The 20,050-nt window shown below is 67.0% G+C and carries 22 protein-coding genes and 1 tRNA gene; 17 read left to right on the top strand and 6 right to left on the bottom strand.

All coding sequences use genetic code 11. From position 1 onward, the window contains the following. Positions 1–234 precede the first annotated feature (234 nt). From PLZ73_03245 to PLZ73_03190, 12 genes are all read left to right on the top strand, one after another. Positions 235–864 carry a sigma-70 family RNA polymerase sigma factor gene (locus PLZ73_03245; GenBank protein HOO76880.1) on the top strand — a complete coding sequence of 210 codons (630 nt, stop codon included), beginning with the start codon at positions 235–237 and terminating at the stop codon, positions 862–864. A gap of 8 nt (positions 865–872) precedes the next feature. After that, positions 873–1,397, top strand: a complete 525-nt coding sequence (locus PLZ73_03240; protein ID HOO76879.1) for a zf-HC2 domain-containing protein — start codon at positions 873–875, stop codon at positions 1,395–1,397. A gap of 19 nt (positions 1,398–1,416) precedes the next feature. Continuing rightward, entirely contained in the window at positions 1,417–2,541 is a 1,125-nt protein-coding gene (locus PLZ73_03235) for a trypsin-like peptidase domain-containing protein (GenBank protein ID HOO76878.1), read from the top strand. After that, positions 2,538–3,410: a hypothetical protein gene (locus tag PLZ73_03230; GenBank protein HOO76877.1), complete on the top strand. Its 873-nt coding sequence runs from the start codon at positions 2,538–2,540 to the stop codon at positions 3,408–3,410. The genes PLZ73_03235 and PLZ73_03230 overlap by 4 nt, the downstream gene beginning before the upstream one ends. 75 nt (positions 3,411–3,485) lie before the next feature. After that, a complete protein-coding gene (locus PLZ73_03225; GenBank protein ID HOO76876.1) occupies positions 3,486–4,475 on the top strand; it encodes an AAA family ATPase in 990 nt (329 codons plus the stop codon). 62 nt (positions 4,476–4,537) lie between these two features. Next, positions 4,538–5,419 carry a DUF58 domain-containing protein gene (locus PLZ73_03220; GenBank protein HOO76875.1) on the top strand — a complete coding sequence of 294 codons (882 nt, stop codon included), beginning with the start codon at positions 4,538–4,540 and terminating at the stop codon, positions 5,417–5,419. After that, a complete protein-coding gene (locus PLZ73_03215) occupies positions 5,416–6,318 on the top strand; it encodes a hypothetical protein (protein HOO76874.1) in 903 nt (300 codons plus the stop codon). The genes PLZ73_03220 and PLZ73_03215 overlap by 4 nt, the downstream gene beginning before the upstream one ends. Beyond that, on the top strand, positions 6,315–7,304 hold the full coding sequence (locus PLZ73_03210; GenBank protein ID HOO76873.1) for a VWA domain-containing protein: 990 nt from the start codon (positions 6,315–6,317) through the stop codon (positions 7,302–7,304). Before PLZ73_03215 ends, PLZ73_03210 begins: the two co-directional genes overlap by 4 nt. Then, entirely contained in the window at positions 7,301–8,341 is a 1,041-nt protein-coding gene (locus PLZ73_03205; GenBank protein ID HOO76872.1) for a VWA domain-containing protein, read from the top strand. The genes PLZ73_03210 and PLZ73_03205 overlap by 4 nt, the downstream gene beginning before the upstream one ends. Then, positions 8,338–9,171, top strand: a complete 834-nt coding sequence (locus PLZ73_03200; GenBank protein HOO76871.1) for a tetratricopeptide repeat protein — start codon at positions 8,338–8,340, stop codon at positions 9,169–9,171. The genes PLZ73_03205 and PLZ73_03200 overlap by 4 nt, the downstream gene beginning before the upstream one ends. 118 nt (positions 9,172–9,289) lie before the next feature. Further along, positions 9,290–11,119 (top strand): BatD family protein, encoded by a 1,830-nt coding sequence (locus PLZ73_03195; protein HOO76870.1) that lies wholly within the window; start codon positions 9,290–9,292, stop codon positions 11,117–11,119. Further along, complete coding sequence (locus tag PLZ73_03190) at positions 11,116–11,883, top strand: tetratricopeptide repeat protein (GenBank protein ID HOO76869.1); 768 nt, start codon at positions 11,116–11,118, stop codon at positions 11,881–11,883. Before PLZ73_03195 ends, PLZ73_03190 begins: the two co-directional genes overlap by 4 nt. Before the next feature lie 6 nt (positions 11,884–11,889). Here the strand turns inward: PLZ73_03190 and PLZ73_03185 are convergent, their stop codons facing one another. Together PLZ73_03185 and PLZ73_03180 are read right to left on the bottom strand one after the other, a co-directional pair. Beyond that, positions 11,890–12,438: a phosphoribosyltransferase family protein gene (locus tag PLZ73_03185; protein ID HOO76868.1), complete on the bottom strand. Its 549-nt coding sequence runs from the start codon at positions 12,436–12,438 to the stop codon at positions 11,890–11,892. 70 nt (positions 12,439–12,508) lie between these two features. Next, positions 12,509–12,582 (bottom strand) — tRNA-Met (locus PLZ73_03180). Between the two features lie 105 nt (positions 12,583–12,687). On the opposite strand from PLZ73_03180, the gene PLZ73_03175 reads away from it, so the two are divergent. Genes PLZ73_03175 through PLZ73_03155 form a run of 5 tightly spaced genes read left to right on the top strand, consistent with a single transcriptional unit; the run spans position 12,688 to position 16,915 of the window. Next, positions 12,688–14,499 carry a tetratricopeptide repeat protein gene (locus PLZ73_03175; protein ID HOO76867.1) on the top strand — a complete coding sequence of 604 codons (1,812 nt, stop codon included), beginning with the start codon at positions 12,688–12,690 and terminating at the stop codon, positions 14,497–14,499. Positions 14,500–14,502: 3 nt separating this feature from the next. Then, positions 14,503–14,886 (top strand): hypothetical protein, encoded by a 384-nt coding sequence (locus PLZ73_03170; protein HOO76866.1) that lies wholly within the window; start codon positions 14,503–14,505, stop codon positions 14,884–14,886. Between the two features lie 28 nt (positions 14,887–14,914). Beyond that, positions 14,915–15,865 (top strand): thermonuclease family protein, encoded by a 951-nt coding sequence (locus PLZ73_03165; GenBank protein ID HOO76865.1) that lies wholly within the window; start codon positions 14,915–14,917, stop codon positions 15,863–15,865. Continuing rightward, positions 15,862–16,308, top strand: a complete 447-nt coding sequence (locus tag PLZ73_03160) for an MOSC domain-containing protein (GenBank protein HOO76864.1) — start codon at positions 15,862–15,864, stop codon at positions 16,306–16,308. Before PLZ73_03165 ends, PLZ73_03160 begins: the two co-directional genes overlap by 4 nt. 37 nt (positions 16,309–16,345) lie before the next feature. Further along, positions 16,346–16,915 carry a chalcone isomerase family protein gene (locus PLZ73_03155; protein HOO76863.1) on the top strand — a complete coding sequence of 190 codons (570 nt, stop codon included), beginning with the start codon at positions 16,346–16,348 and terminating at the stop codon, positions 16,913–16,915. 6 nt (positions 16,916–16,921) lie between these two features. Here PLZ73_03155 and PLZ73_03150 read toward each other — a convergent pair whose 3' ends face one another. Genes PLZ73_03150 through PLZ73_03135 form a run of 4 tightly spaced genes read right to left on the bottom strand, consistent with a single transcriptional unit; the run spans position 16,922 to position 20,050 of the window. Beyond that, complete coding sequence (locus tag PLZ73_03150; GenBank protein HOO76862.1) at positions 16,922–17,113, bottom strand: hypothetical protein; 192 nt, start codon at positions 17,111–17,113, stop codon at positions 16,922–16,924. A gap of 3 nt (positions 17,114–17,116) precedes the next feature. Beyond that, on the bottom strand, positions 17,117–17,911 hold the full coding sequence (locus tag PLZ73_03145) for a hypothetical protein (GenBank protein HOO76861.1): 795 nt from the start codon (positions 17,909–17,911) through the stop codon (positions 17,117–17,119). Then, the gene (mdh, locus tag PLZ73_03140; protein ID HOO76860.1) at positions 17,901–18,851 is read right to left on the bottom strand and encodes a malate dehydrogenase; all 951 of its coding nucleotides are present in this window, start codon (positions 18,849–18,851) and stop codon (positions 17,901–17,903) included. The genes PLZ73_03145 and mdh overlap by 11 nt, the downstream gene beginning before the upstream one ends. Further along, positions 18,848–20,050 carry an isocitrate/isopropylmalate family dehydrogenase gene (locus tag PLZ73_03135; GenBank protein ID HOO76859.1) on the bottom strand — a complete coding sequence of 401 codons (1,203 nt, stop codon included), beginning with the start codon at positions 20,048–20,050 and terminating at the stop codon, positions 18,848–18,850. The genes mdh and PLZ73_03135 overlap by 4 nt, the downstream gene beginning before the upstream one ends.

Raw genomic sequence — 20,050 nt, 5'->3', positions numbered from 1 at the left:
AATAGCTGCGGGTGTCGATCTTCATATTCGTGCTCGCTTGTAAGCGACTATACGCCTTTTCGAGATCATGGCAAGGCCGAAAAACATTTATTTTCGCCGCGGCCGACCTCGCCCTTCCCGTTCCGACGCCGTATCCCGGCCGGAGGCGATGTGGTACCATCGAGCCGGAACGGGGGGCCCGGGGCCTCTCCCCGCCCGGCAGTCGGCGGCGGGGAGCCGGCGGGCGGAGCAAGCGTGGACGGCGAATTGGACAAGGAATTGAACGAACCTAACTCTCCGGAGTCTAAGATATTAGACGAGGAAGAGTCCGAACTTGTCCGCCGCGCGCAGGGCGGCGACGATACGGCGTTCGGGGAATTGGTGCGGCGTTACCAGCGCCGGATCTATTCTCTGGCCTATGGAATGATCGGGAACCACGCCGATGCCGACGACCTGGTGCAGGAAATATTCATCAAGGCCTACCAGGCAATCGGGCGGTTCAAATTCAGGTCCAGGTTCTACACCTGGATCTACCGGATCGGAGTGAACACGATCCTGACCAGGAGGAAGCAGTGGGCGCGCCACCGCCACGAGGAACTGAGGACGGAGCTGGCGGAGCCGGGGGAGAGCCCCTACCTGTCCGGAAGCCTGAAGGTGGACGCCCCCGACCGGGCCTACGCCCGCCAGGAGCTGGACCGGACCCTGCAGGCGGCCTTGAATTCGCTGACGGGAAAACACCGGGCGGTGGTGGTCATGCATGACATCGAGGGGATGAAGCTCAAGGAAGTCGCGCGCGTCCTGGGCATATCCCCGGGCACGGCCCGTTCCCGCCTCCATTACGCCCACCGGTATCTGCGCGAACAGTTGAAAGGAACATTGGAGTAAATCGAACGATGAGATGCCGCGCCTGCCGCAGGATGATCGAACCGTACCTGGACGGAGACCTCTCCCCGTCGTCGGCCGAGTCCGTCGGAACCCATCTTTCGGGCTGCCCGGAGTGCGCCCGGGAGGCGGGGGCCGCCGAACGGGTCCGCGGGCTCCTGGCCCGATCCCGGCCCCCGCTGCCGCCGGAGGGGTACTTCGTTTCGCTCTGGCCCCGTCTCCGGGAAAGACTGCCCCGGGGGACGGCCGTCGAGCGCCCCCGCTTCGCCCCGGTGCGGAGGCCGGTGGTCGCCCTGGCCGCGGCCTCGCTGCTGCTGGCGGTCATGGTCTATTACTTTTCCCCGGGAGCGGGGATCGGCTCCTTCCCCGGCGCTCCCGCCAGCGAGATCCCGGCGGCGTACGTCATCGCCCGCCCCGACGGCGACGGCAGCGCGGAGCTGGAACGTGATTACGTCCTCGCCCTCCCGGCTTCGGAACCGGCGGGGAATTTCGTTCTGGCCCGGGCGACCAGCGGCGCGGGCGCCGAATACTGGTGAGAACACCTGGAGAAAGAAGATGAAACGAACGATCCTCTTGACCGCCGCCGCGCTCGGCTGCGCCGGTCCGGCCGGGGCCGGACCGGTCCTGCAGTCGTTGGAACGGGAAATCTCCGAGATCGTCGACCGGGCGGCGCCCGCGGTCGTCAGCGTCAGGACGGAGCCCATCCCCTGTCACCCCTTCGCCCTGATCCCGGAGGAAGAGATGCCCTCCTGGGTCAAGGAGGTGCTGCAAAGCCGTCTGGCCGCGCCCAAGCGCAGCACCGGGACCGGGTTCTTCATCGACCCCGCGGGGGAGATCCTGACCACGGAAGACGTGATCAGGGGGGCCCGCGACGTCGAGGTCGTCACCGGGGAAGGGACGGTTCTGCCGGCGCGGGTCGTGGGGGGGGACCGGGACTTCAACATCGCCCTGCTGGCGGTCGACGGGCCGGGCCCGTACCCCTGTCTGGAACTGGGCGATTCCGACCGCCTCCGTCCCGGGTGCTGGGCCCTGACCGTAGGCAACCCCTTCGGGCTGACCGGCAGCCCCGCCTGGGGAATCGTCAGCGGCCTCAAGCGCAGCGGGCTGGGGACGGCCCTGTACGAGGAACTGATCCAGGTGACCGCCCCGGTCAACCCCGGGGACAGCGGCGGACCCCTTCTCGACAGCGGGGGAAAAGCGGTGGGGGTGGTGACGGCCACCCTGGCCGGATACCGGGAGATGGAGCTGGACTGGCCCTTCCTGCGCCGGTACCACGACTCCCTCCCGGGGGCGTCGCCGGAATCGTTCCTGCGGACGAGCCAGGCGCAGGGGATCGGTTTCGCCATCCCCATCAACCTGGCCCGGGAAGTGCTGGAGCGGATCCGCCAGGGACCGCGGGAGGGAAGGGGCTGGTTGGGAATCAGGCTGATCGACGGTCCCGCCGGGGTCGAAATCGCCGACGTGATCGAAGGCAGCCCGGCCGGCCGAGCCGGACTGCGCCCCGGCGACCGCCTCGTCTCTTTTCAGGGCCGTCCGGTCTCCACCTCCCTGGAGTTGAAGAAGGAACTCATCTGCTCCCGCGTCGGGGAGGAGGTGTCCGGGCAGGTCGTCCGCGGAGAAGCGCCCGTCGCCTTCAGGGTGCGGTTGGCCGCGCCCGCCCCGGACCGGGAGGCCCGTTGATTTTGATCCCTCCCCGGGCAGCCGCGGCGTGCCTGGCGCTTCTGGCGGCGTCGGCGGGGGCGGCGACCGACCCGCGCCTGGAGTCCGATCTGCGGCCCCCGCTCCCTTCCGCCGGGGAGGAGTTCTCCTATTCGGTCTGGGCCGTCCCCGGGGTTCCCGGCGCGGCCCTCGCCGCCCCGGACGCTCCACCGGAGAGCGTCAACGCCCGGTTTCTGGGAATGCGTTACTTCCGCCGACAGACGGAGGGCGAACTGCGCTCCGGCCTGGAATACCGTTTCCGCGCCCTCGCGCCCGGCCCCGGGCGGATCGGGGCTCTCGCCGTCGACTACGAGGTTCCGGGATCGAACGAACGCCTTTCCCTCTCGGTCGGCGGCCGCCGGTTCCAGGTCCGCTCCGACGGCCCGGCCTGGCCGACCCTGGCCGCGGGCACGCTCCTGGGAGGCCTGGCGGTGCTGGCGGCGGTCGTCTACGCCCGGGCCCGGGTGCGCAGGTTCCGGGCGGAGGCGCGGCATTTCGCCGACGAACTGACTCACGAAGCCGCCGCCGCCGCGCTGGAGAAGCTCGCCGCCGCCGGCAGCCTCCGGCGCCGGGGCGACGCGGACGGATGGTACCGGGAACTGGAGGGCGTCCTGGAGGAGTTTCTCCGGCGGAGGTTTTCCGCCCGGATCGTTTCCGGCGAACCCGGCCGGCCCCGGTTCGCCGCCTCGGGCATGACCCCGGAGCAGGAAGCCGAAGCGGGTTCGATCCTGGCCGTCCTGAGCGCGGCCCGTTTCGGAGGTTTTCTTCCCGACGGCATGACCGGGGATGAAGTCGAAAAGCGGCTGAAGCGCTTCGTCGCGGAAAATTCGACTTTTTCCCCCTCCGGTTGAACGATTCCCGGCGTTGTCAGTCAAAAATTGAGGATGTAAATTCTAGCCGCGACCACGCGGAGATGGAGGTGTCCCATGAATCCGGAAATTCAGGAAATCAACGAGCAGGTGCGGGAAGCCAGCAGTTTCATCGCTCCCCTCAGGTCGGAGATGGGAAAGGTCATCGTCGGGCAGCAGTATCTGATAGACCGCCTTCTCATCGGGCTCCTCGCCAACGGCCATATCCTCATCGAAGGCGTCCCCGGCCTGGCCAAAAGTCTCTCGGTACAGGTATTGGCCCGGGCCATCGACACCTCGTTCCAGAGAATCCAGTTCACCCCCGATCTCCTGCCCGCCGACCTGATCGGGACCAGGATCTACAGCCCCAAATCCGGGGAGTTCTCCACCCGCAAGGGCCCTATCTTCTCCAACCTGATCCTGGCCGACGAAATCAACCGGGCTCCGGCCAAGGTCCAGTCCGCGCTCCTGGAGGCCATGCAGGAGCGGCAGGTGACCATCGGGGTCGAGACCTTCCCCCTGGCGGAGCCTTTCATGGTCCTGGCCACGCAGAACCCGATCGAACAGGAAGGCACCTATCCCCTCCCCGAAGCCCAGGTCGACCGGTTCATGTTCAAGCTGGTGATCTCCTATCCCGACAAGAAGGAGGAACGGGAGATCATGGAGAGGATGGCCGTCACCGATTACGAACTCTCCGTCGCGGCGGTGGTGGAGCCGGAGACGGTTCTGGCGGCCCGCAGGGTTCTCGACCGGATTTATGTCGACGACAAGGTCAAGTCCTACATTCTCGACATCGTTTTCGCAACCCGAGCGCCCTCCGACTACGGTCTGGATATCGGGGACTATATCCGCTACGGGGCTTCTCCCCGGGCCACCATCGCTCTCACCGTGGCGGCGCGGGCGCACGCCTTTATCCAGGGGAGGGGATACGTCACCCCCCAGGACGTCAAGACCGTGGGCATGGACGTGCTCCGCCACCGCGTGATCGTCACCTACGAAGCCGAAGCCGAGGAGCTGGCATCGGAGGACGTGATCAGGAAGGTGTTCGACCATATCGAGGTTCCCTGACGCGCCCGCCGCCGTCCGCCCGGGACCGGGAGGAACGCGCGGGATAACCGCGGGGAAGGGCCATGATCCCGAAAGAGATATTCAAGAAGATCCGCAGGATACAGATCACCACCGGAAGGCTGGTCAGCGACGTCTTCGCCGGCGAGTACCACTCGGTCTTCAAGGGCCGGGGGATGGAGTTCGACGAGGTTCGGGAGTATCAGCCGGGAGATCAGGAACGGGACATCGATTGGAACGTCACCGCCCGGATGGGCCGGCCCTTCGTGAAAAAGTTCGTGGAGGAGCGGGAACTGACGGTGATGCTCCTGGTCGACGCCAGCGGTTCCAGCCGGTTCGGGACCCGGAGCCGGTTCAAAAGCGAGCTGGCCGCGGAGGTCTGCGCCGTCCTGGCTTTCTCCGCCATCAAGAACAAGGACCGCGTCGGTCTGATCGTTTTCACCGACCGGGTGGAGAAGTTCGTGCCCCCCGCCAAAGGGAGCCGGCACGTCCTGCGGGTCATCCGCGAGGTCCTCTATTTCCGGCCCCGGGGGACGGGCACCGATATCGCCCTGGCCCTGGATTATCTCAACCGGGTCACCCGCCGCCAGACCGTCTCGTTCTTGATTTCGGATTTCAAGGCTTCGGGCTACCGGCAGGCGCTTCGGGTCGCCGCCCGCCGCCACGACCTGGTGGCGATGATGATCAGGGACCCCCGGGAGGAAGAACTCCCCGCGGTGGGTCTGCTCTCGCTCCGTGACGCCGAAACCGGCGAGGAGGTCACGGTCGACACGCTCGACCGCGCTTCCCGCGACGAGTACCGGCGCCTGGCCCGGGAAGAGGAGGAGGCGGTTTTGGCCGATTTCCGGGAAAGCTCCGTCGATTACGTCAGGCTCTCCACCGACCGGCCCTACGAGTCCGTGCTCCTGGCTTTCTTCCGCCGGAGGGAGCGGAGGTCGAGACGGTGAACCGCCTGATTTTCTGCCTGGTCGCCTTTTTGACCGCGGGCGCCGCCCGGGCGTCCGAAGTGCCCGTCGAGATCAGCGCCCGCGTCGAGCCCGGGTCGATTCATATCGGCGATCCCGTCACCTACTACCTGGAAGTGACGGCTCCTCCGGGGGCCCGGACGGTCTTCGAGCCGCCGCGGTTGTCCGGGCTGGAGATCAGGGATACGGGCGAGCGCCCGCTGGAGAACGGCCGGGAGTACTGGTTGAGCCTTACCACCTTTACCGTGGGCGAGCGGGAGGTCCCGGGGATGAAGGTACGGGTGATCTTGCCCGGCGGAGAAGAGAAGGAGATCGAATCGCCTCCCGTGCCCCTGAAGGTGGAGAGTCTTCTGCCGGAAGGACAGGAAAACCCGCAGCCGCGGGATATCAAGGACCAGGCGGTCCTGCCCGCGGACCCCCGACCCTGGATCGCGGCGGCGGCGGCGGCGATCGCGCTGGCCGCGGCGGTCTGGTTCGTCCGCCGCCGCCGGCGCCGCCCCGCCGGCCCCGGGCCCGCGGCCCCTCCCGTTCCGCCCCACCTGGCGGCGCTGGCCGCCCTGGAGGCGATCCGGGCCGAAGACCTTCCCGCCCAAGGGCGGGTGGGGGAGTATTACGTCCGGGTATCGGACGTGGTCAGACGCTACCTCGAAGACCGCTTCAACCTGCGCGCGCCGGAGCGCACCACCGAGGAGTTTCTGGTCGAGATGGCGTCGGCGGATTCCCTTTCCGGGCGTCACCGGGAACTGCTGGCCGAATTTCTGACCCGGTGCGACCTGGTCAAGTTCGCCCGCTACGGCCCCACCCGGGCCGAGATGGAGCAGGTCTGGGACGCGGCGGTCGGCGTGGTCAAGGAAACCGCTCCGGAGGAGGCCGCGGCGTGAACGGTTTCGAATTCGTCAACCCCGTCTGGCTCTGGCTGCTGGCCCTGCTCCCCCTTTACTGGCTTTTTCTCCTCTGGGGGCGCCGGGGTCGGGCGGTCAGATTTTCGGACGCCGCGGCCCCCGCCCGTCTCCCGCGCACGCTGCGCCTGAGGCTCCGCCGTCTCCCCGCCGTCTTCATGACCGTCGCCCTGGCGCTGCTGGTCGCGGCCATGGCCCGTCCCCGCCGGGGCCTGACCGAAACCAAGATCAGAACCGAGGGGGTCGACATCGTCATCGCCCTCGACGATTCCGGGAGCATGGAAGCCGCGGACTTCAGCGCCGGAGGCAAGCCCGTCTCCCGCCTGGACATCTCCAAACGCGTCATCGAGAATTTCATCGCCGGCCGGGACGAAGACCAGATCGGGTTGGTGGTCTTCGGCACCTATGCCTTCACCCAGTGCCCGCTGACCGTCGATTACGGAGTGCTGGAAAGGCTTCTGGACCGGGTGCGACTGGGGATGCTCGACGGCAACCGCACCGCCATCGGTTCCGCCCTGGCCGTCTCTCTCAACCGCCTGCGGGAATCGAAAGCCAAGAGCAGGATCGTCATACTCCTGACCGACGGGAACAACAACACCGGGAAAATAGCCCCGGAGACCGCCGCGGAAATGGCCCGCACCCTCGGGGTGAAAATTTACACCATAGGGGTCGGAAGCACGACCCCGGTCCAGTACCGCAAGGGGTTCAACATCTACACCATCGAACCCCTCAACGACGCCCCCCTCAAACAGATCGCCGAGACCACCGGCGGCAAGTATTTCCGCGCCACCGACAGCCGGGCCCTGGAGGAAATTTTCAAGTCGATCGACCAGTTGGAGCGAACCCCGTCCGAGGCGGTCGTCTACACCCAGTACCGGGAACTCTTCCCTCTCCTGTCGATCCTGGCTCTCGGCCTGATCCTGCTGGGGACGCTCCTGGAATGGACGAGCTTCAGGAGGCTGCCGTGAGATTCGCGTCGGAATCGGCTCTCTGGCTGCTGGTGCTCGTCCCCGTGTTGGCGGGTTTTCTGCGCTGGGGCTTCATCCGGCTCCGCCGCCGCCGCCGGGCTTTCGCCGACCCCGTCCTCTGGGAACGGTTGAACCGGCCCGCCGGCTCCGGGCGCAGGCTGGGCGCGGCCGTCTGCCTGACGGCCTCGGTCGGGTTGCTGGCCCTGGTTCCGGCCCGGCCCCAATGGGGGTATCACTGGGAGGACCTGCGCAAACGGGGCATCGATCTGGTGGTGGCGGTGGATACGTCCCGGAGCATGCTGGCGGACGATATCAAACCCGACCGCCTGGAGCGGACCCGGCGGGAGTTGGAGGACCTGCTGGCCTTCGCCCGCGGCGACCGGATCGGCCTGGTCGTCTTCTCGGGGCAGGCCTTCACGCTCTGCCCGCTGACCCACGATTACGGAGCCGTGCGCATGTTCGTCAACGATATCCGGGTCGGGTCGGTCCCCCGGGGCGGAACCGACATCGCCGCGGCGGTCGACCGCTCCCTCGAACTCCTGGGGGAGGAACAGGGGGAAAGCGACAAGGCCGTGTTGCTGATCTCGGACGGAGAAAGCCTGGAAGGCGACTGGGAAGCGGCGGCCGCGCGCGCCCGGGAACGGGGCGTGAAGATCTTCACCATCGGGATCGGCACTCCCGAGGGGGCTCCGATCCGGCTCAAGACCCCCGTCGGCGAGGAATACCTCAAGGATCGCCAGGGGAACATCGTGGTCAGCCGCCTTGACGAGACCGTGCTCGAGCGGTTGGCCCTGGAGACGGGCGGCGCCTACCACCGGGCCACGCCCACCGGCCTGGAGATCGAGCGGATCTATCGGGACGGGATCGCGGGAATGAACCGGGGCGAAACCGCCTCGCGCCGCAAACGGGTCTACGAACACCGTTACCAGATACCCCTGGCCCTGGCGCTGGGGTTGCTGGCGGCGTCCCTGGCGCTGGGAGAAGCGGGGGGAGCGCCGTTTTTCTCCGGCCGCGGCCGGGAAGAGGAGGGGGAATGAAAGGCGCGATTATCTCGACCGCTGTGCTGCTGCTGGCGCTCCTGCCCCTGAAGCGGCTGCGTGCCGGCCCTTCGGGGGAAGTGGCCGAAGGGAACCGGCTCTACCGGGAAGGGAACTACCAAGAAGCCCTGAGCCGGTACGGGGCGGCAGCTCAGGCGTTGCCGGACGCCCCCCAGATCTTCTACAACCAGGCGAATACCCACTACCGGATGCGGGACTTCAAGACCGCGGATTCGCTCTATAAAAAAATCGCCGGGAAAGACGAGGGCTCTCTCGGGGCCTGGGCCTGGTACAACCTGGGCAACTCCCTCATGGGGCAGGAGAAGTACCGGGAAGCGCTCGAAGCGTATCGGCATTCGATGCGACTGGCCCCCGGCGACGAAGACGCTAAATATAATTATGAAATCGCGCTCCGGCGCCAGCAGCAGCAACAGCAGGAGCAGCAGCAACAGCAGCAGGAGCAGGAGCAGCAGCAGCAACAGCAACAGCAGCAGCAACAGCAGCAGGAGCAGCAGCAGCAACAGCAGCAGCAGGAGCAGGAGCAGCAGCAACAGCAGCAGGAGCAGAAGCAGCAGCAGGAGCAGGAGCAGGAGCGGCAGGAGCAGCCGCAGCAACAACAGCCGGAGCAGCAACAGCAGCAGGAGCAGACGCAGCAACAGCAGCAACAGCAGCAGGAGCAGCAACAGCAGCCGGCAGCGGCGAACGAGGGCTTGAACCGGGACGACGTGGAGAAGCTGCTGGACGCTCTTTCGGCCGAAGAAGACGAACAACGCCAGGAGCAACGGGCGCGACAAGCCGCCCCCGCGCCCGAGGTGCTCAAGGACTGGTAGGGCGCCGCCGGGATTTGGTATAGTACCGGCGTTTACGACGAGAGTTATCCGGGCGGCGTCACGGTCTCGCCGGCCGCGGTCGCGGCGGCCGGAGTTCCCGCCGAAACGAAAGCGCGCGATGAAACGAAGAAGCTACATACTGGCAACGGCGTTGTCGCTGCTGGCGGCCCGGTGGGCTTCGGCGGTGACGTTCGAAGCTTCGGTCGACCGCAACGTCATTTCCCTGGCCGATCGCCTGACCTATTCCCTGATCGTTTCCGGCGCCGAAAACGCTTCTCCGGAACCGCCCGAAATCAAAGGGATGGAGGTGGTGGGGAGGTCCAGTTCCACCCAGTTTTCCGTGACCAACGGCAGGGCCGATATCAGGCTGCGCACCGATTACATCCTCGTTCCCCTCAAGGCCGGCCAGGTTACGATCCCATCCGCTCTTCTCCGCTACCAGGGGCACACCTACACCACCCGGCCGATCACCGTCAAAGTGGTCGATGCCGGTTCCGCTCTCCCCCCTCCCGCCGCCGTGGAGCCGCCGGGACGGACCGAGCGCGCCGCCGCCTCCTCCGAGAAGAAGGAACCGAGCCGGCTCTTCGTCCGTTCGCTCGCCGACCCGGAAGAAGTGTTCATCAATCAGCAGGTCACCCTCGATTTTCAGATATTTTCCGCGCTGGAGATCGGCGACCTCGATTACACCCCGGCTCCGGCCGTGGGGTTCGTGGAGATGGACATGGGCAATCCGGAGACGGGGACCGCCGTCCGGGACGGTCTCAGGTACCGGGTGACGGAGATACGCAAGGCGGTTTTCCCCATCAGCGCCGGCGAGCTCACCGTCAGCCCGGCCGAACTGCGGGGAAACATCTATCTCCCCCGCGGCCGTCGCCCGGGCCAGGATCCCTTTTTCGAGGGTTTTTTCCCGGACCCATTCAATTACGAGCGCCGGCCTTTCGTCCTTCGTTCCGATCCGGTTTCGATCCGGGTCCTCCCCCTGCCGGGCGGGGCCCCGGCTTCGTTCACCGGGGGGGTGGGGAACTTCGACCTCGAGGTCGAGGTCGCGCCCCGTCGGGTCAAGGTCGGGGAGCCGTTCACCATAACCGTCTCCGTGCGCGGTATCGGGAACCTGGGGTCGGTGGGCATGCCCGCGATCGACCTGGGGGAGGGGTTCAGGACCTACGAACCCGAGATCGAGACCAAACCCGAGGTGGTCGGGGGCAGGATCGGGGGAACCAAGATCTTCCGGACGGCCGTGGTCCCTCTCGAGGACGGCGATCTGCAGCTTCCCGACGTGGTCTTGTCGTTCTTCGACCCGGTCCGGAAAAGCTACGAAGAGGCCCGCGCCGCCTGCGGCGCCGTCTCGGCCGCGCCCGCCCCGGAAGGAGAGCGGGCCCGGCTGGTCTCCGCCCCCGCCGGGCCTTCGAACCGGGAGATCGAACTGCTGGGGAAGGACATCCTCTACATCAAAACCGAACCCGGGGAGTGGACCCGCCCCGGCGAATCCGGGCGTTTCGGCCCCGTTTTCTGGCTGCTGCAGTCGCTGCCCGCGGTGGTCGTGATTCTGGCGTGGCGCGTCGGCGCCCGCCGGGAACGTCTGCGCTCGGACAAGGTGTACGCCCGCAAGGTCGGCGCATCGCGGTCGGCGCGCCGCCGCTTCGACCGCGCCCGGCGCCTTCTGGAGGCGGGGGAGAGCCGGGAATTCTACGCCGAAGCGCACCGGGCTTTCGCCCGTTACCTGGGGGACCGGCTGGGCATCCCGTCCGCCGCCGTCGACGCGGCCGGAGTGCGCGCCCGCCTCGAAGGCCTCAAGCTTCCCCCGGGTACGCTCGATCACCTGAGGGAATGTTTCGAGACCTGCGACCGCGTCCGTTATGCGCCGGGGGGAGGCGACCGCGCGGAGATGGAACGGTTTCTGGCCATGGCCCAGGAACTGGTGGCGAGAATGGAAAAGATCAAGCTATGAAACGCCGGATACCGATATTGCTGGCGGCCGCGGGCATCGCCGCCATCGCCTCGACCGCCGCGGCCGCGGCGCCGCCCGACCGGGATTCGGGGTTCCGCCGCGGCAACGACGCCTACCGTCTCGGGGAATACGACCGGGCGATCGCCCTGTACCGGGAAGTCCTGGACGAAGGCTGGGCCGGGGCCGCTCTCTACTACAACCTGGGGAACGCTTATTTCAAGACGGGGAACCTGGGCCGGGCGGTTCTCAATTATCGGAAAGCCTGGGATCTCAGCCCGGGCGACCCCGAGATCGGGAAAAACCTGGAATACGCCCGCGAGGACCTGCGCGAGGATACCTCGGGCCTCAAGGCCGGTTTCTGGTCCCGCGTCCGCCGCTCCGTGGCCCTGCTGTTTCCCCCCGCGCACTGGATCCTGGCCGCCTGCGCGTTCTACTGGATCGCGGCGGTCCTGATCCTGGCCGCGATTTTTCTTCCCGGTTTCCGCCGCGCGGCCGCGCCGGCGCTGAAAGCCCTGAGCGTCCTTTTCCTCCTCTGCGTTCTGGGGGCCTGGCTGGCGTGGGGTTACTACCATGTCCCCCGCGCCGTCGTCCTGTCTTCCCGGGTGGAGGTTCTTTACAGCCCGGCCGTGGAAGCCACCCCCGCCTTCGTCCTCCACGAAGGGGCCGAAGTCCGTGTCATCCGCGGAGAAGGAGCGTGGCGGCAGATCGCGCTCCCCGACGGGAAATCGGGGTGGGTCCCGTCCGATTCCCTGGGGTTGATCTGATCCGTTTCAGCGGATTTCGGGGTTGAGCACCCCGATCGAGGGAAGCTGGCGGTAGAGGCCGTTGTAATCGAGTCCGTAGCCGGCCACGAACTCGTTGGGGATATCGAAGCCGAACCAGTCCACGTGCCCCGGCCGTCGGGGAAGATCGGGACGGTCTTTCCGGAGGAGGACGCAGGTCCGCACCCGGGCGGCCCCGGCTTCTTCGCAGCGGGCGATGAGAGCGGCCAGGGTGCGGCCCCGGTCGTAGATATCGTCCACGATCAGAACGTCGCGGCCCTCCAGTTCCCGGCGCCCCGGCCCCAGCCGCATCCGGCAGGTTCCCCCGATGATCTTGGTGCCGGTGTAGGAAGATATCGAAACCGGTTCTATCCTGACGGGGCAGAAGAGGTGCCGGACCAGGTCGGCCGCGAAGAGAAGCGCCCCGGTGAGGACCGGGAGAACGGTGAGTTCGGCGCCGGCATAGAAAGCGTCGATCTCCCGGCCCAGTTCGGCGACGCGGTCGCGGATTTCGCCGGAGCCGATCAGTTCCCTGGAAAGAATGGGGGCCGTGGCCATGAATTTCTCCCGCCCGGTCGTTCCGGCTCCCGGGCAAAAAGCCCTCGCGGACCCGAAGGCGCGAGGGCAGTAGCGGGGGGAGGATTTGAACCTCCGACCTTCGGGTTATGAGCCCGACGAGCTACCTGACTGCTCCACCCCGCATCGTTTTTACAAAAATAGAGGTTCCGGTCCCGGTTGTCAAGAAGGAAAAGCCCGCTTTTCTTGGGTTTGTCCGGCGGCGATGGTACAATCTCTCGTGGAGAAACAATGGGCACTGCCTGGAAAACGCTGGCGCACCTGGTCCTGATCGCGGCGGTAGGTTTTCTTGTCTACCTGCCGGCCCTCGACGCTTCCTTCCACCTGGACGATTCTCCTTCGATCCGGGACAACCAGGCGATCAGGAACCTGAAGGTCGTCCCTCTCTGGAACTTCTGGCCCACCCGTTTCCTCAATTACCTGAGCCTGGCCGCCAACTACCGGGCCGGGGGCCTCTCCCCCCGGGGATACCATGCCGTCAACGTCGCGGTGCACCTGCTCAACGCCCTGCTCCTGTACGGGGTGCTGCGCCTGCTTTTCCCGGGCCGGACGGTCCCGCCGCTGGCGGGAGCGCTCCTCTTCGTTCTGCATCCCCTGCAGACTCAGGCCGTGACCTACGTCGTCCAGCGGGCCACGTCCCTGGCTTCCGGGTTCTGCCTCCTCAGCGTCTTCCTCTACCTCCGGTCGCGTTTCCGGCCCGGGCGCTCGAGGGGGTTCCGGGGAGCGGCGTACGCTTTTTCCCTGGCCTCGTGCCTGGCCGCCCTGCTCACCAAGGAGTTCGCGATCGTCCTGCCCTTTCTGCTCCTGCTGGTGGAGCTCAAAACCAGGCCGCCCGGCGCCCGCCCGGCCTGGGGACGCCTGGCCCCGTATTTCTGCTTGCTGCTGGGATGGATCGTTCTGATTCTCGTCTACCGGGACAAACTCTGCTACAACGACTCCGGCCAGTTGCAGCCGGGGATCTGGCAGTACCGCTACTTCAGCACCCAGTGCCGGGTTTTGATCACGTACGTCCGCCTGGTGCTGCTGCCGGTGGGGCAGCGCCTGGAATACGATTACCCCTGGTACTCCACGGTCCTGGCGACGGCCCCGGCCGTTTCCGCGGCCGGCCTGGCCGCGCTTCTCCTGCTCGCTCTCCGCGCCGGACGGGCTTCTCCCCTGGTGTCGCTGGGTCTGCTCTGGTTCCTGGTCGGGCTCGTCCCCGAATCCAGCGTGGTCCCGATCCGCGACGTCGCGGTCGAACACCGCCTCTACCTGCCCCTGGCGGGGGCGGCCGTGGCGGCGGCGGCTTACTTCGCCTCGGCTCCCCGCTCCCGCCTCAGGACCCTCTGCCCGATCGCGATTCTCCTCTGCCTGGGGATCCTGAGCTACAGCCGCAACCGCATCTACCACGATCCGGTCACGCTCTGGGAGGACAACCTGGCCAAGGCCCCGGGGAAAGCTCGGGTCCACGGGAACCTGGGGAAGGCCTACCTCGACGCGGGGAGGTACCGCTCGGCCGCGGCCCGGTTCGAGCGGATGATCGAGCTGGACCCGACCTTCGCCGGCGCCTACAACAACCTGGCCGTCATCAACATCGACCATCTCCACGATTACGAGGCGGCGCGGCGCTATATACGGAAATCGCTGGAGGTGGTCCCCGATTACCCGGCGGCCTATCTGAACCTGGGGGTGATCGATCTCAACAGCATGAAGCTCCTGCCCGCCATCCGCAATTTCGAGCGCGTGCTCGAACTCGACCCCGAGAACCTTCTGGCTTACTACAACCTGGGGGCCTGCTATTTCAACCTGGCCTCCCGCGACCGATCCGAGGCCGCCAGCCTCTCCGGGGCGCGGAAAGAAGCGGAAGCGGCCCGCAAGCTGGAAGAGGAGCAGGAGGCTTTGGAACGGTCCCGGGAGTACCTGGAACGCGGCCGGGCGCTGTGGCCGGCGGAACCGAAATTCGCCCATCTTCTGGGCCTGATCGCCCGCGCCCGGGGAGACGAAGCTCTCGCCGCCCGCTGTTTCCGGGAGGCCGAAGAACTCCAGGCGGCCCGGGGGGAGTGAGCGGTGAGAAGGCTCCCGCCCGTCGCCCTCCGGTTTCCTTTCCGCCTCTGCCCGGCGGTCTTGTTCCTCGGGCTCCTCTCCTGCGCTCCCTGCCGGGAAGTGGTCCTGGAATCGGCCCCCCCGGGGGCCGAACTGTTTCTTCCGGCCGGGTGGGTGGGGGAGGGCGGGAGCGCCAAGGAGGAATGGGCCCGCCTGGGGACGGCCCCGCGGACCGTCCCTTCGTGCGGACTCCGGGAAGGGGTTCTCGCCCGCTACGGGGAGACCGAGCTGCTGCTGCCCGCCCTCGTTCCCGGAACCCGCCTGGTGCGGTTCGATTTTGTCTCGGGCGAAGCCGTTTGTCTTCCCGTGGCGCCCCTGGACACGGCGCCGGAGCCTCGTTTAAAATAATGCGGAATTCGGATAAGGAAGCACGGGAATGAGCCTGACCACCACCCCCATCGCCGACCTCGACCGGGACCGGGTTCCGGTCCACGTCCTGGCCGACGTCCGTTCCGCCCGACCCGCTCCCCAGGCCCTGGTCAGCCAGGAGGGGATTCTCAAGGATGACGGCGGCGAGGTCCACTTCACCGTCTGGAAGGACTGCGCCGCCCGGCCGGTGAAGGCGGGGAAGAAGTACCTTTTCTACAGGGCCGGACTGGGACTGCGCAACGGGGTGCTGGAACTCAGGCTCGCGGAAGGCTCGTCGATCTACCCGGTGAAGAACGCCGCCGCCGCCGAAAAGTTACTCAAGCGCCTGGCCGACCGCGAACGGGGGCGACTGCTCCGGCTGGGGAAGAAGGCTTCGGGCAAGGGGCTCCTGGGGCGATCCGGCATTATCCGGGGCTTGATCACCGTGGCGGTGGCGCTCTGGAGCCTTCTGATCGTCCTGCATTTCGCCGGAGTGCTGACCCAGAAACGGGCCAACGAAATCCTGGGGCGCCTGGGCCTGGTGGAGCTGGAGCAGCCGGGGTTGACCCGGGTGGCGGGGGTGGTGGAGGAGGTGCTCGACGCCCGCACGGTCAGGGTGCTTTCCGGAGGCGATATCTGGGTGGTCCATTATAAGGGGATACTGGTGCCGGACCTCGAACCCGACGCCGAGGGGAGGTTCAAACCGTCGGCGCTGCAGGCCCGGAACTTCAACCGGTTCATGACCGGGGGGCAGGCGGCGAGCTTCGAGTTCGCCGGGGAGGCTCCGGCGGGGAAGGAGGTCTGGGGGTATCTTTTCGTCAAGGAGAAGATGGCAAACGAGGAACTGCTCGCCCGGGGCCTGGCCTGGCTGGCCGGGACCACCGACGAGCTCGAATACGCCGACCGCCTCCGGGCGGCGGAAGAGACCGCGCGGATAAAGAAGGCGGGGATCTGGCGGGGAAAGGAGAACAGCCGATGAAGGTGGTTTCGGTAGCGGTCAGCCCCCGGACCGGAACCGGGAAAACCCCGGTGCCGGCGATCAGGTTGATAGCCGGCCGGGGTATCGAGGGCGACGCCCACGCCGGGGATTGGCACCGCCAGGTGAGCCTGCTGGCCGCGGAACGGATCGAGGAGGTGAGGGAAGCGGGGGTTCCGGTTTCCTACGGCGACTACGCCGAGAACGTGGCGACCGTGGGAATCGACTGGAAAACGGTGCCGGTGGGGACCAGGGTCCGGTTGGGGGCGGAAGTCGAAATCGAGATCACGCAGATCGGCAAGAAATGCCACAGCGGTTGCGAGATCGCCCGGTTGACGGGCGATTGCATCATGCCCCGAGAGGGCGTTTTCGCCCGGGTGCTGGCGGGGGGGACGGTGGCGCCGGGCGACACGGTCGAACTCGCCCCCGCCGTCGTCGGGAAATAACGGCCCCCGGGCCGAATCCGGGAAAAGGGAGGTGCGTATGTCCGTGTCGAAACTGGCGGCGGCGGTTCTGCTGTTGGGAGCCTGCGCGTCCGTCCCCGCTGCCGAACTGGAGGGCGTGACCATGCCCGACCGGATCGTCGTGGACGGCAAGGACCTGGTTCTCAACGGGATGGGCCTGCGCGAGGCGACCTTTTTCAAGGTGGACGTCTACGTGGCCGGCCTCTACCTCCAGGAGCGTTCGTCCGACCCCGGCCGTATCCTCGATTCCGGGGGGATCAAGCGTATAGTCATGCACTTCGTCTATTCCCGGGTGGACCGGGAGAAGCTGGTCGAGGCCTGGGGAGAGGGGCTTCAGGAAAACCTCGGCTCCGATCTGGAGCGTCTCCGCCCCGCCCTGGCTCAGCTCGACGGCTGGATGGAAACGGTCGAGGCCGGGGACACGATGGTGTTCACCGCCCTGCCCGGCCGGGGACTCGAAGTCGAAATCAAGGGCCGGATCAAGGGGATCATCGCCGACCCCGACTTCGCCCGGCTTTTCTGGGCGGTCTGGCTGGGCCCGGAACCACCCAATCCGGGACTGAAACGGGGCCTCCTGGGTCTGGACTGAACCGGGTCAGTCGGCGGCCCCGGTAGTCGAGGCGATGCGCTCCAGGCGGGCGGCGCGGATCGAGACCGTCTCCCGGCCGCTTTTGGTCTGGCGGCTGACGGAGCAGGTTCCGTCGGTGTTGACGGACTGCACGACTCCGGCTCTGACGGCGTCCCCGCTCTTCCACTGTACCAGGTCGCCGACGGCGATCTCAGTCATCTCTTATTCCTCCGTTTGGTTCGTGAAACCGGCCTGATTGACCGGCGTCAAGGCATCCACGGCCACGGACTCGGTTCGGGTGCCGCGGCCGGTGGCGACGTTGACCAGGCAGGTTTCCTGATCGACGAATTCGCTGATGGCTCCGACCTTGATCAGGTCCCCGTCCTTCCAGGAGACGGTCTCCCCCAGGGTGAACGCGCCGACCTGGCGGATGGCGGGTTGGGGCGCCTGGGCCTTGGCGGTGCTGTCGGTGCGCTGCCGCATCCGGGAAGTGTCGAAAACGGGCAGGGAGTACGCGATGGCCCCTCCCCGGTCGCTGCGGCCCCCGAACCGGACCCGGACCATGCCTCCTTCCAGCAGGGCGACGTCGCAGGAGACGCGGGGGTCCCGGTAGATCACCGCCGCTTGGACCCCGTCGGGGTCCAGGAATACTTCGGGGACCAGGGATTCCTCGGCGATCTCCTTCAGGAGGTCCGGATCGACCGGTTCGCTGCTGTCCCCGGAGGGATCGTTGAGGACCACGGTGTTGCCCGGATTCTTGTCGGCCGAGACCAGTTCCCGCCTGACCACCTTGATCGGTCCTCCGCCGGGGTTGAAGACGGCGGCCACGATTCCTTCTATCCTCCGGTTCCGGATGACGTAGCAGGAATACAAGCCGGGGTCGGCGGCGAGAGGTTTCGCCTCCAGGTACTCCCGCGCGGCGCTTCCGCGCAGCGTCGAATTTTCTCTCGCGCAGGAAAGGGCCGCGAGGGGAAGGACGACGAGTCCCAGCAGCCAGATTCGGGCGTTACGTTCCATTTCCGTCTCCCTGGGGTTCGAGTTTTTCGATTCCGCGGCGCACGGCCTCGGCCGAAGCCCGGAACGCCGCCGTTTCTTCCGGGGAGAGGGCGACTTCGACGATCCGCTCCACTCCGCCCGACCCCAGGACCGCCGGCACCCCCATGAACACGCCGCGGCATCCGTATTCTCCCTCGAGCAGCACCGAACAGGGCATCACCCTGCGGGAATTCCTGGCCACGCTCTCGGCCATCCGGGCGGCGGCCAGGCCCGGGGCGATGGCCGCGCTCCCGTTTTTCAGAAGGTTGACTATTTCGGCTCCTCCCGCGCGGGTTCGGTCGACCACGGCCCGGATTTGCTCCTCGGAGAGAAACGTCTCCAGGGGTAGGCCTCCCACCGTCGCGTACCGGGTCAGGGGGAGCATGGTGTCCCCGTGCCCTCCCAAGGTGACGGCGGCCACGTCGAGGGGGGAAACCCCGCAGGCCTCGGCGATGAAACCGCGGAGCCGGGCGGAGTCCAGTACCCCCGCTTGGCCCATCACCCGCTTTTTGGGGAAACCGCTCACCTTCCAGGCCAGGCAGGTCATCACGTCCAGGGGATTGGTGACCAGGATCAGCACCGATTCGGGGGAAGCCCCCGCCGCTCGTTCGGTCACGGCGCGGATAGTGCGGCTGTTGACGGAAAAGAGATCTTCCCGGCTCATGCCCGGCCGCCGGGGAGTTCCGGCCGTGATCACCACCACCCGGGACCCGGCCGTGGCTTCGTAGTCGTCGGTCCCGGTGACCGGAACATGGAACCCCCCGATCGGCCCCGACTGGCTCAGGTCCAGCGCGCGCCCCGCCGGCAGGTCCGGGCTGACGTCGACCAGAACGATCTCCCCCACCTCCCGGCGGGCCAGTTCGGTCGCGCAGGCCACCCCCACGGAGCCGGCTCCGACGACGCTGATCTTCGGCCTGCTCATTGCCGGCGATACTCCTCGCGGCGCGCGAGCAGGTCCGGGTCGGCCAGGGTTTCCAGGAGATAATCGGTCATCCGGGCGGCCGTAGCCCCGCCCGGTCGCCCGGTGATCTCCAGCTTCTTTTCGTATTGGCCGCAGATGTCGAGGGCGGCCTCCAGGTCGCGGGCCTGCTCGACGTAGCCGATATGGGAGAGAAGCATGGCCGAAGCCCGGATCATGCTGAAGGGGTCGGCGTACTCGCCCCGGCCTTCCCGGACCATCCGCGGGGCGCTCCCATGGATGGCTTCGAACATGGCGTAGTTCCAGCCGATGTTGGCGCTGCCGGCCGTTCCCACTCCGCCCTGCATCTGGGCGGCTTCGTCGGTAACGATGTCTCCGTAGAGGTTGGGGAGGACGAAGGAGCGGAACTGGGTCCGGCGCTGGGGATCGATCAGCTTGGCGGTGATGATGTCGACGTACCAATCGTCGGCCGCGATTTCCGGGTAGTCCCGGGCCACCCGGTAAAACGTGTCCAGAAACAGGCCGTCCGTGGTCTTGATCACGTTGGCCTTGGTTACGGCCGTCACCCGGGGGATGCCGTTGGCGCGGGCGTGCTCGAAGGCCAGCCGGGCGATCCGTTCCGAACCTTGCCGGGTGATGGCCTTGAAATCCAGGGTCAGATCCCCCCCTATGTTCAGCCCCCGGCTTCCGAGGATATAGGCCCCCTCGGTGTTTTCGCGGAAGAAGATCCAATCGATATCCTCCGCCGGCACCCGGACCGGCCGGACGTTGGCGAAAAGATCCAGCTCCCTGCGGAGCGCGACGTTGGCGCTTTCGATGTTGGGCCAGGGATCTCCTTTCCGAGGGGTGGTCGTGGGGCCTTTGAGGAGGATCGGGCACTCCTTGATTTCGGCCAGGACCCCGTCGGGGATCGCTTTTCCTTCCCGGGCCCGGTTTTCGATGGTCATTCCCTCCACCACCCGGAACTCGATCCTGCCCTCCGCCAGGGCCGGGGCCAGGAGACGTTCCAGGACCCGCTGGGCTTCCCGGCAGATGATGGGCCCGATTCCGTCGCCGCCGACCACGGCTATTTTCAGCGGAGAGAGCGAGGCATAATCCGTCCAGGCTCCGCCTTGCCGGAGCCGTTCGACCCGGGCCAGCTGCTCCTCGATCAGGACACGGAAATGTTCGAGCGCGGCGGCGGTTTCTTCGGGGCCGTTCAT

The organism is bacterium (assembly GCA_035380285.1).
Taxonomy (GTDB): Bacteria; Auribacterota; Erginobacteria; order Erginobacterales; family DAOSXE01; genus DAOSXE01.
This window is presented reverse-complemented; position numbering and strand designations above follow the sequence as displayed.

Bases quoted from the DNA above. Each gene is read 5' to 3' on its own strand.
- PLZ73_03240 (HOO76879.1), top strand. From the start codon at position 873: ATGAGATGCCGCGCCTGCCGCAGGATGATCGAACCGTACCTGGACGGA.
- PLZ73_03235 (HOO76878.1), top strand. From the start codon at position 1,417: ATGAAACGAACGATCCTCTTGACCGCCGCCGCGCTCGGCTGCGCCGGT.
- PLZ73_03225 (HOO76876.1), top strand. From the start codon at position 3,486: ATGAATCCGGAAATTCAGGAAATCAACGAGCAGGTGCGGGAAGCCAGC.
- PLZ73_03220 (HOO76875.1), top strand. From the start codon at position 4,538: ATGATCCCGAAAGAGATATTCAAGAAGATCCGCAGGATACAGATCACC.
- PLZ73_03200 (HOO76871.1), top strand. From the start codon at position 8,338: ATGAAAGGCGCGATTATCTCGACCGCTGTGCTGCTGCTGGCGCTCCTG.
- PLZ73_03195 (HOO76870.1), top strand. From the start codon at position 9,290: ATGAAACGAAGAAGCTACATACTGGCAACGGCGTTGTCGCTGCTGGCG.
- PLZ73_03190 (HOO76869.1), top strand. From the start codon at position 11,116: ATGAAACGCCGGATACCGATATTGCTGGCGGCCGCGGGCATCGCCGCC.
- PLZ73_03185 (HOO76868.1), bottom strand. From the start codon at position 12,438: ATGGCCACGGCCCCCATTCTTTCCAGGGAACTGATCGGCTCCGGCGAA.
- PLZ73_03175 (HOO76867.1), top strand. From the start codon at position 12,688: ATGGGCACTGCCTGGAAAACGCTGGCGCACCTGGTCCTGATCGCGGCG.
- PLZ73_03165 (HOO76865.1), top strand. From the start codon at position 14,915: ATGAGCCTGACCACCACCCCCATCGCCGACCTCGACCGGGACCGGGTT.
- PLZ73_03160 (HOO76864.1), top strand. From the start codon at position 15,862: ATGAAGGTGGTTTCGGTAGCGGTCAGCCCCCGGACCGGAACCGGGAAA.
- PLZ73_03155 (HOO76863.1), top strand. From the start codon at position 16,346: ATGTCCGTGTCGAAACTGGCGGCGGCGGTTCTGCTGTTGGGAGCCTGC.
- PLZ73_03150 (HOO76862.1), bottom strand. From the start codon at position 17,113: ATGACTGAGATCGCCGTCGGCGACCTGGTACAGTGGAAGAGCGGGGAC.
- PLZ73_03145 (HOO76861.1), bottom strand. From the start codon at position 17,911: ATGGAACGTAACGCCCGAATCTGGCTGCTGGGACTCGTCGTCCTTCCC.
- mdh (HOO76860.1), bottom strand. From the start codon at position 18,851: ATGAGCAGGCCGAAGATCAGCGTCGTCGGAGCCGGCTCCGTGGGGGTG.
- PLZ73_03135 (HOO76859.1), bottom strand. From the start codon at position 20,050: ATGAACGGCCCCGAAGAAACCGCCGCCGCGCTCGAACATTTCCGTGTC.